The organism is Actinomadura rayongensis (genome assembly GCF_009831215.1).
Classification (GTDB): domain Bacteria; phylum Actinomycetota; class Actinomycetes; order Streptosporangiales; family Streptosporangiaceae; genus Spirillospora; species Spirillospora rayongensis.
In genome coordinates this window covers 1,850,743-1,865,095 of record NZ_WUTW01000001.1, presented here as the reverse complement: position 1 = coordinate 1,865,095, position 14,353 = coordinate 1,850,743, and the positions used below count along the sequence as shown (strand labels likewise).

Annotated in this window: 8 protein-coding genes; 3 read left to right on the top strand and 5 right to left on the bottom strand. The window is 75.0% G+C overall.

Features of this window, described 5'->3' with window-relative positions; translation table 11 throughout:
* Nucleotides 1-39: 39 nt before the first annotated feature.
* Entirely contained in the window at nt 40-2,157 is a 2,118-nt protein-coding gene (gene uvrB, locus GQ466_RS08810; RefSeq protein WP_161102195.1) for an excinuclease ABC subunit UvrB, read from the bottom strand.
* 102 nt (nt 2,158-2,259) lie between these two features.
* Nucleotides 2,260-3,498: a sensor histidine kinase gene (locus tag GQ466_RS08805; protein ID WP_161102194.1), complete on the bottom strand. Its 1,239-nt coding sequence runs from the start codon at nt 3,496-3,498 to the stop codon at nt 2,260-2,262.
* A 137-nt stretch (nt 3,499-3,635) separates the two neighbouring features.
* Here GQ466_RS08805 and GQ466_RS08800 point away from each other — a divergent pair, with 137 nt between their 5' ends.
* On the top strand, nt 3,636-4,655 hold the full coding sequence (locus GQ466_RS08800; protein ID WP_161102193.1) for a hypothetical protein: 1,020 nt from the start codon (nt 3,636-3,638) through the stop codon (nt 4,653-4,655).
* 18 nt (nt 4,656-4,673) lie between these two features.
* Complete coding sequence (locus tag GQ466_RS08795; RefSeq protein WP_337193374.1) at nt 4,674-5,309, top strand: hypothetical protein; 636 nt, start codon at nt 4,674-4,676, stop codon at nt 5,307-5,309.
* On the opposite strand, the gene GQ466_RS08790 is transcribed toward GQ466_RS08795, so the two are convergent.
* Together GQ466_RS08790 and GQ466_RS08785 are read right to left on the bottom strand one after the other, a co-directional pair.
* The gene (locus GQ466_RS08790; protein WP_202420023.1) at nt 5,299-6,558 is read right to left on the bottom strand and encodes a phosphodiester glycosidase family protein; all 1,260 of its coding nucleotides are present in this window, start codon (nt 6,556-6,558) and stop codon (nt 5,299-5,301) included. The genes GQ466_RS08795 and GQ466_RS08790 overlap by 11 nt on opposite strands.
* Nucleotides 6,559-6,656: 98 nt before the next feature.
* Nucleotides 6,657-7,856, bottom strand: a complete 1,200-nt coding sequence (locus GQ466_RS08785) for an ArsB/NhaD family transporter (protein WP_161102192.1) — start codon at nt 7,854-7,856, stop codon at nt 6,657-6,659.
* A 58-nt stretch (nt 7,857-7,914) separates the two neighbouring features.
* Here GQ466_RS08785 and GQ466_RS08780 point away from each other — a divergent pair, with 58 nt between their 5' ends.
* Nucleotides 7,915-13,743, top strand: coding sequence for a WD40 domain-containing protein (locus GQ466_RS08780; protein WP_161102191.1), 5,829 nt, complete (start codon nt 7,915-7,917; stop codon nt 13,741-13,743).
* On the opposite strand, the gene coaE is transcribed toward GQ466_RS08780, so the two are convergent.
* Nucleotides 13,740-14,351: a dephospho-CoA kinase gene (coaE, locus tag GQ466_RS08775; RefSeq protein ID WP_161102190.1), complete on the bottom strand. Its 612-nt coding sequence runs from the start codon at nt 14,349-14,351 to the stop codon at nt 13,740-13,742. The genes GQ466_RS08780 and coaE overlap by 4 nt on opposite strands.
* Between the last annotated feature and the right edge of the window lie 2 nt (nt 14,352-14,353).

Genomic DNA, 14,353 nt, shown 5'->3' with positions numbered 1-14,353 from the left:
CCTCCGGTCGTATCAGGAACACTCACAGCGGACGCGGGGTCAGCTCACACCGGCCTCTTTCATCTCGCGCAGTTCGCGCTTCAGTTCCTTGATCTCGTCGCGCAGGCGGGCGGCGAGTTCGAACTGCAGGTCGGCGGCGGCCTGGTGCATCTGTTCGGTCATCTGCTCGATCAGCGACTCCAGCTCGGCGCGCGGACGCTCGCCGACGAGGTCGGCGGCGTGCCGGCCCGCCTCGCGGCTGCGCGACGCCAGCCCCGGCACGGGCGCCTTGCCGCGGCTCTGCTGTCGGCCCCCGCCGCCGATCAGGGTCTCGGTGTCGGCGTCCTCGCGGGCGAGGGAGTCGAGGATGTCGGCGATGCGCTTGCGCAGCGCGCGCGGCTCGATGCCGTGCTCGGCGTTGTACGCCTCCTGCTTGGCGCGGCGCCGCTCGGTCTCCTCGATCGCCCGCTGCATCGACGGCGTGACCTTGTCGGCGTACATGTGGACCTGGCCGGACACGTTCCGCGCCGCGCGGCCGATCGTCTGGATCAGCGACGTCTCCGACCGCAGGAAGCCCTCCTTGTCGGCGTCCAGGATCGCGACGAGCGACACCTCGGGCAGGTCCAGGCCCTCGCGCAGCAGGTTGATGCCGACGAGGACGTCGAAGTCGCCCGAGCGCAGTTCGCGCAGCAGCTCGATCCGCCGCAGCGTGTCGACCTCGCTGTGCAGGTAGCGGACCTGGATGCCGAGTTCCAGCAGGTAGTCGGTGAGGTCCTCGGCCATCTTCTTGGTGAGCGTGGTGACGAGGACGCGCTCGTCCCGCTCGGTGCGCTCGCGGATCTCGTGGACGAGGTCGTCGATCTGCCCCTTGGTGGGCTTCACGACGATCTGCGGGTCGACCAGGCCCGTCGGGCGGATGACCTGCTCCACCACGTCGCCCTGGACCCGGCCCATCTCGTAGGGCCCGGGCGTCGCGGACAGGTAGATCGTCTGCCCGATGCGCTCCAGGAACTCCTCCCACTTCAGCGGCCGGTTGTCCATCGCCGACGGCAGCCGGAAGCCGTGCTCGACCAGCATCCGCTTGCGGGACGCGTCGCCCTCGTACATCGCGCCGATCTGCGGGACGGTCTGGTGCGACTCGTCGATGACGAGCAGGAAGTCCTCGGGGAAGTAGTCCAGCAGCGTGTTCGGCGCCGTCCCGGCCGCGCGGCCGTCGATGTGCCGCGAGTAGTTCTCGATCCCGGACGCGGTGCCGACCTGCCGCATCATCTCGATGTCGTAGGTGGTGCGCATCCGGAGCCGCTGGGCCTCCAGCAGCTTGTTCTGCGCCTCCAGGACGGCCAGCGTCTCCGTCAACTCGGCCTCGATGTCGCGGATCGCCCGTTCCATCCGCTCCGGCCCGGCGACGTAGTGCGACGCGGGGAAGACGTACAGCTCCTCGTCCTCCGACAGCACCTCGCCGGTCAGCGGATGCAGGGTGGCGAGCTTCTCGATCTCGTCGCCGAACATCTCGATCCGGACGGCCAGTTCCTCGTACTGCGGGATGATCTCGATCGTGTCGCCCCGGACGCGGAAGGTGCCGCGCGTGAACGCCAGGTCGTTGCGGGTGTACTGCATCGCGACGAGGTCGCGGAGGAGCTGGTCGCGCTCGATCTCCTGCCCGACCCGCAGCGTGACCATCCGGTCCACGTACTCCTGCGGCGTGCCGAGGCCGTAGATGCACGACACCGAGGCGACGACGATCGTGTCCCGCCGGGTGAGCAGCGAGTTCGTCGCCGAGTGGCGCAGCCGGTCCACCTCGTCGTTGATCGAGGAGTCCTTCTCGATGTAGGTGTCGGTCTGCGGGATGTACGCCTCGGGCTGGTAGTAGTCGTAGTACGAGACGAAGTACTCGACCGCGTTGTTGGGCAGCATCTCGCGCAGCTCGTTGGCGAACTGGGCCGCGAGCGTCTTGTTCGGCTGCATGACCAGCATCGGCCGCTGCACCTGCTCGGCCAGCCAGGCGACCGTGGCGGTCTTGCCGGTGCCGGTGGCGCCGAGGAGCACCGAGTCCTTCTCGCCGCGCCGGACGCGTTCGGCGAGCTGCCGGATCGCCTCGGGCTGGTCGCCCGAGGGCTTCATCTCGGTGACGACCTCGATGGGCGCCACACGGCGCTTCAGGTCCGTGACAGGCCGCATGACCACCCTCCCGCGCGGGCCGCTCCGGACGTTCCGGCAACCGGCTCCCCACACTCTATGCAAGAGGTACGACAATCCCGGTCGGCCGATTATTTCCGCAGGTCAGGAGGCGGGTAGCGGCAGCCGGGCGGTGACGGAGTAGCCGCCGCGCGCCCCGGGACCGGCGGCGAACCGGCCGCCGAGCGCGGTGACCCGCTCGCGGAGCCCGACCAGGCCGTTCCCGCCGCTCGGCAGGCCGTGCCGGGGCCGGTCGCGCGGCGGCTCGTTGACGATCTCCACCTCGACGGCCTCGGGCAGGATCCGCAGCGCGACGGACGTGGCGGCGTCCCCGGCGTGCTTGTGGACGTTCGTCAGCGCCTCCTGGACGATGCGATAGACCGTCCGTCCGACGGCGGGCGGCATGGGCCGCTCCTCCCCGTGGACGTCCAGCTCGACCCGCAGCCCGGTCGCGCCGGACTGCCCGACGAGGTCGCGGACCTCGGCGACGCCCGGGACGTCCGACGCGACGGCCTCCTCGCCCTGCCGCAGCACCCCGACGACCTGCCGCAGCTCCTGGAGCGCCTGCCGGCCCATCTCGCCGATCACGGCGGCCGTCTCGGCGGCCCGCTCGGGGTCGTTGCGGGCGATCGCGCGCAGCGCCCCGGCGTGGACGACCATGACGCTGACCCGGTTGGCGACGACGTCGTGCATCTCGCGGGCGATGCGCGTCCGCTCCTCGGCGCGGGCGCGCTCGGCGAGCAGCCCCTGCTCGCGCTCCAGCCGCGCGGCGCGCTCCTGCAGCGAGGCGAGGAGTTGCTTGCGCGCGCCCATGTAGAGGCCGAGGACGAGCGGCAGCGCGGTGAACGCCAGCCCGAACCCGGCCTGCGCGACGAACGACCCGTCCGCGTCCGTGGGGCCGGTGAACACCAGCGACACCGCGTAGCCGACCCCGGTGACGGCGAGGGCGGTCCGCCGTGACGGCGCGTACGCGCCGAGCGAGTACAGGATGACGAGGACGGCGAAGCCCGCGCCGCCGGTGACCGTCCCGAAGACCAGGGAGAACAGCGCGAGCGTCACCGGGAACCGGCGCCGGACGACGATCGCCAGCGCCCCGACCGCCCCGCACGCCGCGACGACGCCGGGCGGGAGCCAGAAGTGCTGGTAGGCGAAGTAGAGGAACAGACCGTCCACGACGGCGAACCCGACGGCGAGCGCGACGTCCAGGACCGCCGACCGGACCGTCGGCCACCGCAGCGCGCGGGCGCACGGGGCGAGGACGGCGTGGATCCGGGCACGGGCAGGCGAACGCCCCGGCGGCGACGCTGCCGCCCGGGACGGTGCGTCGAACCCCCGCCCGTGCATGGTCAGGACCCTATAACCCCCGTTGAACCGGCGCGGACCCCGCGCGGCCCGGGCCGCCGCCCGCCCGCGGCCGGTGGCCCGCGTCCCCGGCCGTGGTTACGATGTCGGCGCCGACAAGGACGGGGATGCCGCCAATCATGACCCGATTCGCCGTGTGGCTCGGGAAGAACGCCGACGCCTTCGTCGCCCTCGTGATCGCCGTGGTGGTCGCGGTCCTCGGGCTCGGGGTGAACATTCCGCACGAGACCGAGGTGACCAACAGCGCGGTGCTGGCGGTGGTCGGGCTGATGGCCACGTCCGTCCTGCGGGACCGGGCGCGGCGCGGGCCGGTGGAGGAGGAGGTCCGCGACTCCCTGCGGGACTCGACGCGGACGCTCGCCGAGCTGGCCGGGCGGATGGAGCAGATCGAGCGGTTCGAGGGCGTCGTGGACGGGGCGCGCCGCGCGCTGGACGAGACGTCCGTCGTCCGCGTGGTGAGCCGGGCCCAGGTCGACCAGGTGCTGGACGAGGCGCGGCGCCGCACCGACCGATGGTTCTACAAGGGCGGCACCGGCTCGTACTTCCGGGACCGGACGCTGCCCGACTGCGTCGCCGAGGCCCGCCGCGAGCGCCGCACGCTGCTGTTCCGGGTGGAACTGGTGGATCCGACCGACGACGTGGTGTGCGAGACGCTGGCGCGGCACAAGGCGTCGCTGCCCGAGCCGCGTCCGGGCGACGTCGGCGGCCGGTGGACGGGCGAGCGGGTCCGCAAGGAGGTCATGGCGACGATCCTCGCGGCGTGCTGGCACAAACAGCGGTTCGCGATGCTCGACATCGACCTCGGCCTGTCCCGGACGATGACGACGCTGCGCTACGACCTGTCGGCGTCGCACGTGATCGTCACCCGGGACAACCCGGCGAGCGACGTGCTCGTCGTGGACAGCGGCAAGTTCTACTACGGCTGGTGCGCGGCGGAGCTGCAGACGAGCCTGGACCAGGCGCGGCGGGTGCCGCTGGAGCGGGCGCGGACGGTGCCGCTCGGCGACGAGCCGACGATCGAGGAGATCCGCCGCCTGTTCGAGGTGCTGGACCTGCCGGTCCCGCGTTCGTACACCGACCGCGACGTGATCGACATCGTCCGCAAGGCGCTGCGTCCGGGGGCGCCGTCGCCCGCGTGACCGGTCCGGAGGAGGCGCGTGAAACGGGACGAGCTGGCCGCGCACCTGTCCGGGACGCCCGACCACGGGGCGCTGCGGGCGTGGGCGCGGGAGATCCTGGAGCGGGCGGCGGGTCCGGGCGTCGCGGCGGTCCATCATCCGCTCGGGTTCGTGTGCCTGCCGGTGGAGCGGGACGGCGGCGCGGGCGTGTGCCTGCACGTGTGGACGTCGGAGCTTCCGGCGGCGGCGCCCACGACGTCCGCGATCCACTGCCACAGCTGGGAGCTGGACAGCTACGTGCTGTTCGGCGCGGTGGGGAACCGGCTGCCTGAGCTGGCGCCGGACGGGCGTCCGACGCACCGGCTGTTCGCGGTGACCAGCGGCCCGGACGGCGACGAGCTGCGCCCCACGGAGCGGACCGTCCGGCACGCGGCGGGCACGGCCGAGCGGTTCGGGGCGGGCGCGGTGTACCGGCTGCGGGCCGGGGTGTTCCATGAGAGCGTCGTCGCCGCGGACGGCGCGGCGACGATCGCGCTCGGGGCGGAGCGGCCCGGCCTGCCGAACCTGTCGCTCGGTCCGCTCGGCGGCGCCGCGCACCGGGTGGCGCGGCGGCCGTGCGAGGGCGCGGCGCTGCGGACGGTGGCGCGGGCCGCGCTCGCGGGCCTCAGCGGGTGAACACGCCGATGCCGTTGGCGACGGCGCGTTCGGACCCGTCGGACGGGTGGTTGCGGACGGTCGTGCCGCGCGCGCCGGGCGCCCGGGCGACGAGCGCGGACGAGCCGCCGCCGTCGAGGTTGACGGCGTCGTCGGCGCCGGCGCGGGCGAGCAGCGCGGACAGTTCGCCGAGGGTGAGGCCGCCGCTGTCCTCGGAGCGTCCGTCCACGACGACGAGGTAGACGCGGCGGCCGTCGCGGCTGACGCCCGCCGCCGTGCGCGGCGCCGCGCCTCCGGGGACGAGCCCGTCGGACGGCGCGCCGTCGCGCAGGATCGGGAACCCGCCGACGGCGAACCGCAGTTTGTGCGGCCCGGTGAGCCGGTATCCGACGCTGACGCGGTCGCCCGGACGCAGTTTGCGCAGCGACCGCGCCGCGCCGTCGCGGCCCACGAGCACGGTCGTGCCCGCCGGGATCGCGCCGCCGCCCACGCCCACCTTCACGGTGACGACCCGTCCGCCGCGCACGGCGACCTCGGCGGTGTCGGACGAGCACGGCCCGCGCCGGTCGGAGTCGGTGCCGCACACCGCGCGCCGCCGCGACGCCGTGCCCCACGCGGACGTGAACGCCCCCGCGCCGCCGACGGGCAGCGCGTACTGGTTGAGGCCGCGCAGCGCGACCTGCACCCCGCCGGACCGGACGCTGCCGGTGAGGTGCAGGCGCGTGACGTAGGCGCGGCGGGCCGCGCTGACCCCGAGGACGTCCTCGGTGGTCGCGGCCGGCGGGGGCTGCGGCCCGAACCGCTGCCCGTCCGGGACGGCGGCCTTGAGCGGGCGCCCGTCGTCGATCTCGGGCCCGTTGGACGCGCCGGTGGTCGTGATGTCGAAGAAGTCGCCGTTGATCCCGGCGACGGCCCGCCGGGACGCGGCCATCGCCGAGACCGTCCGCCGGGCGGCGACCGCGGGCGGGTGCAGCAGCCCGAGGCGCACGCGGCGCTCGCGCAGGTCGACCTCGACCAGGACGCCGCGGACCTTCCCGGCGGACCCGGACGTCTCGAACGTCCGCAGCACCGCGCCGGGCGCGATCCGGGCCGCGGCGGTGTAGCGCGGCGCGACGACGGCCCGCGCGGACGTGACGGTCCGGCGGGCGTCGGGCCGCTCGCCGGACCCGGCGCCGTCCCACGTCCGGGCGGACGGCGGGCCGCCGCCCCAGGCGGGCGCCGCCCCGCCCACGACGACCACGAGGGCACCGGAAGTGAACCTCTTCAGCACGGGTCACGCCTTTCTCAGCAGGAGCACGCCGTGCCCGAGCATGACGCATGACCGCGCGGAGAGTAGTGACATCGACACGAATGGTCAGTGAAAAGGTTCTAGGTCAGGAGAAGCGCGCACGTCGCGGCGGCGGTGCCGAGCACGGCGAGGGCCGTCCCGGCCAGGAGGAACCGGACGATCGGCACCTTGACGTCGAACCGGCGGCACCACTCGAACCACAGCAGCGTGGCCAGCGACCCCCACGGCGCGATGACCGGCCCGACGTTCGTCCCGATGAGCAGCGACAGGAGCTGGTCGTGGTTGGCGGCCGGGACGGCGGCCTCCCCCGCCACGTACGCGGGCAGGTTGTTGAGGACGTTGGACAGCCCCGCGCCGGAGAACGCGGCCCGCAGCGCGCCCGCGACGCCGTCGTCGCGGCCGACGAGCGCGGCCATCGCGTCGTCCAGTCCGAACCGCTCCAGCGTCGGGACGACGAGGAACAGGCCCGTCACGAACACGAGGAGCTGCCAGGGGATCAGCGCGGGCCGCAGCGCGCGCCGGTCCCGGACGGCGAACGCGGCCACCGCGATGACCGCGGCGACGGCGGCGGCGATCCCGAGCTGGAACCCGGTGTGGACGCCCGCGAGGATCGCGCCGACGAACAGCAGGCACGCCAGCGACGTCGCGCCGAACAGGACGCGGTCCCCGGCGGGCGCGGGCGGCGGCGGGTCGTAGCGGTCGGCGCCGCGCTCGCCGCGCCGCCAGAAGAACCACCACAGCAGCGCCATCGTCACCGCGAGGACGGCGAGCTGCGGCGCCCACATCCGCGCGGCGAACCGGGGCGTCTCCAGCGCGACGCGGTCGGCGGCGAGCAGGTTCGTCAGGTTGGACACCGGCAGCAGGAGGCTCGCGGTGTTGGCGAGCCACACGGTCGTCATGGCGAGCGGCAGCGCGGCGATCCCGGCGCGGGCGGCGAGCGCGAGCATGACGGGCGTGAGCAGCACGGCCGTCGTGTCCAGGTTGAGGAACGCGGTGAGGACGGCCGCGAACGCGACGCAGAGCAGGAACAGCGCGGGGTAGCGTCCGCGTCCGGCGCGGGCCAGCGCGCCCGCGATGCGGTCGAAGACCCCCGCCGCCTTGGTCAGCTCGGCGAGGACGATCACGCTGACGAGGAACAGCAGGATCGGGGCGATGCGGTCCAGGCTGGCGCGGGCGTCGGCGGCGGGGAGCAGCCCGGTGGCGACGAACACGACGCCGAGGGCGAGGACGCCGAGGCGGATCGCGTCGAGCACGCTCAGCCGGGAGGACACGGCGGCCATGATCGCACGTCGCCCGCGGGGCCCGCGCGGGGACGGCGCGTCACGCGATACTGAGCGCATGAGTTCCCCCGGCGACGCGCGCGGACAGGACCGTCCGACCGACTTCTTCATCAGCTACTCCCCGGCGGACGAGCGCTGGGCGTCGTGGATCGCCTGGCAGCTCGAAACGTCGGGGCACCGCACCATGATGCAGGCGTGGGACTTCGTGCCGGGCACGAACTTCATCGACTTCATGGACCGCGGGCTGACCGAGGCCAAGGTCGTCATCGCCGTCCTGTCGCGCAACTACCTGCGGTCCCGGTACGGGCGGTGGGAGTGGATGACCGCGCTGCGCGCCGACCCCGACGACCCGGCGCGCAAGCTCATCACCGTCCGCATCGAGGACTGCCCGATCGACGGCCTGCTGTCCACGATCACCTACGTGGACCTCGTCGGCGTGGACGACCCGGCGCGGGCGCGGGCGCTGCTGATGCGGCGGATCGAGGAGGCGCTGGCCGGGCACGCCCGCCCGTTCGAGGGGCCGGGGTTCCCCGGCGGGCCGGTGCCGCCGGGTCCGCCGCCCGCGCAGGACGCGCCCGCGCCCCGGATCGTCCGGTCCCCGACGGGCCTGGCGGCGGCCGAGACCGGCACGCAGCGCCCGCCGCTCACCGGGGAGCGCGCGACGCGGCGGATCCCGGTGCGCGCGCCGCACTTCCCGGCCGCCGAGGACGGCGCGGACGGGCCGCGCGAGACGCTGAGCGTCCTGCACGTGCCGGGGCCGCGCTTCGGCCGGACGCTCGGCGGCCCGGACGACCCGACGACCGCGACCGAACTCCAGGACCGCGTGTGGAGCGACGTCACGCGCCTCGCCGACCAGGGCGTCCCGCGCCCGGAGCTGCTGGTCGTGACGGGCAACCTCACGCACTCGGGCAGCCGCCGCGAGTTCACCGAGGCGCTGTCGTTCCTCACGAGCCTGCGGGCGCTGCTCGGGCTGGAGGCGCACCGGGTCGTGGTCGTCCCGGGCGAGCACGACGTGACGCGCGCGGCGTCGCAGGCGTACTTCGCGAGCTGCGAGGCCGACGACGTGGAGCCGCAGCCGCCGTACTGGCCGAAGTGGCGGCACTTCGCGGGCCTGTTCGCCGAGTTCTACCAGGGCCTGGACGAGCTGATCTTCGACAGCGCGCAGCCGTGGACGCTGTTCCCCGTCACGGACCTGAAGGTCGTCGTGGCGGGCCTGAACTCCACGCTCGCGCTCACCCACCGCCCCGAGGACCGGTACGGGCTCGTCGGCCGGGCGCAGGCGGCGTGGTTCACCGAGCGGCTGCGCCGGTTCGAGGCCGACGGGTGGCTGCGGATCGGCGCGGTCGCGCACTCCCCCGCCGCCGGGGAGCCGGACGCGGTGCGCGACGCGGGCGACCTCGACGCCGTCCTCGGCCGCCATCTGAACCTGCTGCTCCAGGACGCGCGGGCCGAGTTCGGCGCGGTGCCCGAGCTGGCGTCGGGGGCGCCGTCGGTCCCGTCGCCGGGCGCCGGACGGCACCAGATCGTCGTGGTCGGCCGGGACGGGCTGCGGCGCTGGATCCCGTCGGCGGAACGTCCGGGCCCGACCGTCATCGACCGCGTGTGGGTCGACGCGGGCGGCACGTTCCCGGCCCCGCGCGCCGCCGAGCCGCCCGCGCTGCCGCCGGGCGCCGAGACGTCGGCCGAGCCGCGCCGCGACGTCCGCGACACGCCGGGCCCCGACCCGACCGCGCGGCTGCTGGACCGGATCGCCGAGGCGTGCGAGACGCGGTTCGAGCGCGCCACGATCCGCCGGGTGGACGCCGACCCGCCGCACCTGCTGCTGACGCACCTGGAGTCGGGGTTCGTCCGCCAGTACCGGATCGGCGCGCACGTCGGGCCGCTCGCCGAGGACGACGTGGACGCGTTCGTCCGGCACGTCCACGCCGACGGCGCCGACCACGGCTCGGAGCTGGTCTTCCTCGGCCCGCCGCCGCCCCGCGCGCTGCGCGACGACGCGCTGCGGCGCGGGATCAGGCTGCGCAGCTTCACCGAGTTCCAGGGCCTGCTGGACCTGTCGGAGTACGTCGCGGGGCAGACGGCGCGGCTGACGTCGGGCGGCCTGTACCCGCCGGCGCTGTACGTCCCGCAGCGGTTCCGCGAGCTGGACCGGGTGACGGGCGAGGCCGACCGCGCCGGGGACGACGCCGTCGCCGAGATGCTGCGGCTGCTGTCGGCCGACCACGGCCGGTTCCTGCTGCTGCTCGGCGACTTCGGGCGCGGCAAGACGTTCGCGCTGCGCGAGCTGGCCCGCCGCATCCCGGCCGAGCTGCCGCACGTCGTCCCGATCCTCATCGAGCTGCGGGCGCTGGACAAGGCGCACTCGGTGGACGCCCTCGTCGCCGCGCACCTGGCGAGCCAGGGCGAGGAGCTGATCGACCTCAAGGCGTTCCACTACATGCTGCGGCAGGGCCGGATCGCGCTGCTGTTCGACGGGTTCGACGAGCTGGTCACCCGCGTCTCCTACGACCGCGCCGCCGACCACCTCGACACGCTGCTGCGCGCCGCGACCGACAACGCCAAGATCGTCGTCGCGGGCCGGACGCAGCACTTCAAGTCGCAGGCGCAGGTGCTCACCGCGCTCGGCGAGCGGGTCGGGGTGCTGCCGCACCGGCGCGTCCTCGGCCTGGAGGACTTCTCGCCCGCGCAGGTCCGGACGTACCTGGTCAACCGGTACGGCGACGAGCAGGCCGCCGACGAGCGGCTGCGGCTGCTGCAGGGCGTCGAGGAACTGCTCGGCCTGACCGCCAACCCGCGGATGCTGAGCTTCATCGCCGACCTGCCCGAGGAGCGGCTGCGCGCCGTCGCGCAGGCCCGGCACACCGTCAGCCCCGCCGACCTGTACCGCGAGATCCTGACGACGTGGCTGCGGTTCGAGGCGGCGCGGGCCCGTCCGGCGGGCGGCGCGCCCGGCCTGGACGTCGACGACATGTGGCGGGCCGTGACGACGCTCGCGCTGCGGTCCTGGGAGGGCAACGAGCAGGTCCTGCGGCTCAGCGAGCTGTCGGACGTCGCCGAAACGCTGGCCGGGCTGAGCCGCGACCGCATGTCGCCGCAGCAGGCCGCGCACGCGGTCGGGGCGGGGAGCCTGCTCGTCCGGACCGACGAGGGGCTGTTCGGGTTCATCCACGCGTCCGTCGCCGAATGGCTCGTCGCGCGGCACATCGCGGCGGGGTTCGCCGACGGCGTCCCGGACGAGCTGGCGCGCGGCGCGCTGAGCCAGCTCACCGTGGACTTCCTGTGCGACCTCGCCGACACCCGCGCGCTCCAGGAGTGGGCGGCGGGCGTCCTCGCCGACACCGCCGCCGGGGACGCCGCCCGCGCCAACGCGATCAAGGTGACGACGCGGCTGCGCACCCCCGCCCGCGCCGACCTGCGCGGCGCGAACCTCGCGGGCGAGGACCTGTCCTACCGCGACCTCCAGGACGTCGACCTCACCGGCGCGGACCTGACCGACGCGCGGCTCGTCGGCGCGAACCTGTCCCGCGCGGTGCTGCGCGACGCGACGCTCGCCGGGGCGCGGCTGGACGAGGCCCGCCTCACCGGCGCCGACCTGCGCGGCGCGGACCTGTCGCGGGCCCGGCTCGCCCGCGCCGACCTGCGCGACGTCGCGGTGGAGGGCGGCAAGTGGACGCGCGCCGCGCTGATCGGCGCGACCGTCCCCGACCGGATCGCCCGCGCCCCCGAGCTGTACGAGGCGGCGATCGCGCCCGGCAGCCCGATCGAGACGCAGCTCGCCCCGGCGGCGGTCGGCGTCCCGTACGGCTTCCACTTCCGGCAGAGCCGGCTGCCGCAGCCGCTCGCCTACAGCCCGGGCGGCGCGATCGTCGCGATCGGCGCCGAGGACGGCGGCGTGCTCGTCTGCGACGCCGTCACCGGGGCCCCGCTGCGCACCCTCCAGGGCCACCGGGACCGGACGTACGCGGTCGCGTTCGACGCGGCGGGCTCCCTGCTGGTCACGGGCTCGGCGGACGGCGCCGTCCGCGTCTGGGACCTCGCGACCGGCGCGTGCGCGCACACGCTGACCGTCCATCCCGAGGGCGTGTGGCCGGTGATCGTCGCCGGGTCCGCCCGCGACGGGTCCGCGCGGATCGCGGCGGGCGCCGCCGACGGCGTCCTGCGGATCTTCGACGCCGGGACGGGCGCGCTGCTGCGCGAGCTGCCCGGCCACACCGCGCCCGTCTACACCGCCGTGTTCGACCCGACGCTCACACTGCTGGTCACCGGCGACGCGGGCGGCACGCTGCGGGTCTGGGACGTCGCCACCGGCGAGCTGCGCCGCACCCTGACCGGCCACCGGGGCGCGGTGTTCCGCGCGGTGTTCCATCCCGGCGGGGCGCTGCTGGCGGCGGGCGACGAGGCGGGCGTCGTCCGGCTGTGGAACATCGCGACCGGCGAGATCGCCGACGAACTGCTCGGGCACACCGGCCGCATCTACGCCATCGCGTTCCACCCCGAGGGCCGGCTGATGGTCACCGGCGACACCGACGGGTCGCTGCGACTGTGGGAGGACGGCGACCACCGCCGCACCCTGTCGGGCCACACCGCCGCGATCTACCAGGCGGCGTTCAGCCCGGACGGGACGCGCCTCGCGACGTCCGACAGCGACGGCTCGGTCCGGCTGTGGGATCCGGCGACCGGCGCGCAGCGGCTCACCCTCGCCGGGCACCGGGGCGCGGTGTGGCCGTTCGCGTTCCGTCCCGACGGCGCGCAGCTCGCCACGACGAGCAACGACGGCACCGCGCGGCTGTGGGACGCCGGGACGGGCGACTGCCGCGTCGTCCTGCGCGGCCACGGGCGGCGCCTCACCGGGGTGTCGTTCAGCCCGGACGGCGGGCTGCTGGCCTCCAGCGGCAACGACGGCGTCGTCCGGCTCTGGGAGCCCCGGACGGGGCGGATGGTGCGCGAGCTGCACGGCCCGGCCGACAACCTCACCTCGGCGGCGTTCAACCCGGCGGGCGTGCAGCTCGCCACCGCGACCAACGACGGCGGCGTGCACCTGTGGCAGGCGGCGGCGGGCGTGTTCGAGCGGGAGGTGAACGTCGAGACCGACCACGTGTGGGCGCAGGCGTTCGGCCCGGCCGGGGACGTCCTCGCGACCGCCAACGACGACGACACCGTCCGCGTCTGGTACTGGACGACGGGCCGGGAGGTCTCCAACCTCGCCGAGCACCGGGGCCGCGTCCGGTCCATCGCGTTCGCGCCCGGCGGCGCGACCCTCGCGACGGGCTGCGACGACGGCGTCGTGCGGATCTGGGACCCCGAGGAGGGCACGCTGCTCGCGAGCCTCGCGGGGCACTCCGACCGCGTGTACCAGGTCGCCTACGACGCGACCGGGGAACTGCTCGCGACGGCGGGCAACGACGGGACCGTCCGGATCTGGGACGTCGAGGCCCGCCGCACCCGGCACGTCCTCACCCGGCACACGGGGCGGCTGTGGACGGCGGCGTTCGCCCCGTCCGGATCCCTGCTCGCCACCGCAGGGGACGACCTGGTCGTCCGGCTCTGGGACGCCCGCACCGGCCGCCACCTGCGCACCCTGTCCGGCCACACCCGCCGGATCTGGTCGGCGGAGTTCTCCCCCGACGGCACGACCCTCGCCACCGCCGGCGACGACGGCGCGGTCATCCTGTGGGACGTCGCCGACCGCGACGCCGCGTTCCGCCGCGTCACCCTGCTCGGCCTGCCCGAGGGCTGGGCCGCGCTCGCGCCCGACGGCCGGTACAAGTCCGAGGGCACCGCCGGGGGCGAGTTCTGGTACGCGATCGGGATGGTCCGGTTCGAGCCCGGCGAACTCGACCCCTACCTGCCCGAGGTCCGGCGGATCCCCCTGGAGGCGCCGTTCTAGGCCGAGGTGATCGTTCCGGCGCGGCGGCGGAGGTCGTCCCACAGGGCGTCCACCGCCGCGTGCAGGGCGTCCAGCGGGCCTGAGTTGTCCAGGACGACGTCGGCGGCGGCGCGGCGCTGTTCCCGTGTGGCCTGCGCGGCGATCCGCGCCCGCGCGGCCTCCTCGGTCATGCCGCGCCTGCCGGTGAGCCGTTCGAGCTGCGTCTCGACGGGCGCGTCCACGACCACGACGACGTCGTAGAGCGCGCCGAGGTCGTTCTCGACCAGCAGCGGGACGTCGTAGACGACGATCGCGTCCGGCGGCGCCGCGTCCATGATCTGCTGCGACCGCTCGGCGACGAGCGGATGGACGATCGCGTTGAGCGCCTTCAGGCGGTCGGGGTCGGCGAAGACGATCGAGCCGACCTTCTCCCGGTCCATGCCGCCGTCCGGCAGCAGCACGTCGTCGCCGAACTCGGCGACGACGGCGGCCAGGCCCGGCGTGCCCGGCTCCACGACCTCGCGCGCGATCCGGTCCGCGTCGACCACCACGGCGCCGTGCGCGGCGAGCCGCGCCGACACCTCGCTCTTGCCCGAACCGATCCCGCCGGTGAGTCCCACTGTCAGCACGG

Coding starts and splice junctions, on each gene's coding strand:
- uvrB (WP_161102195.1), bottom strand. CDS start 2,157: ATGCGGCCTGTCACGGACCTGAAGCGCCGTGTGGCGCCCATCGAGGTC.
- GQ466_RS08805 (WP_161102194.1), bottom strand. CDS start 3,498: ATGCACGGGCGGGGGTTCGACGCACCGTCCCGGGCGGCAGCGTCGCCG.
- GQ466_RS08800 (WP_161102193.1), top strand. CDS start 3,636: ATGACCCGATTCGCCGTGTGGCTCGGGAAGAACGCCGACGCCTTCGTC.
- GQ466_RS08785 (WP_161102192.1), bottom strand. CDS start 7,856: ATGGCCGCCGTGTCCTCCCGGCTGAGCGTGCTCGACGCGATCCGCCTC.
- GQ466_RS08780 (WP_161102191.1), top strand. CDS start 7,915: ATGAGTTCCCCCGGCGACGCGCGCGGACAGGACCGTCCGACCGACTTC.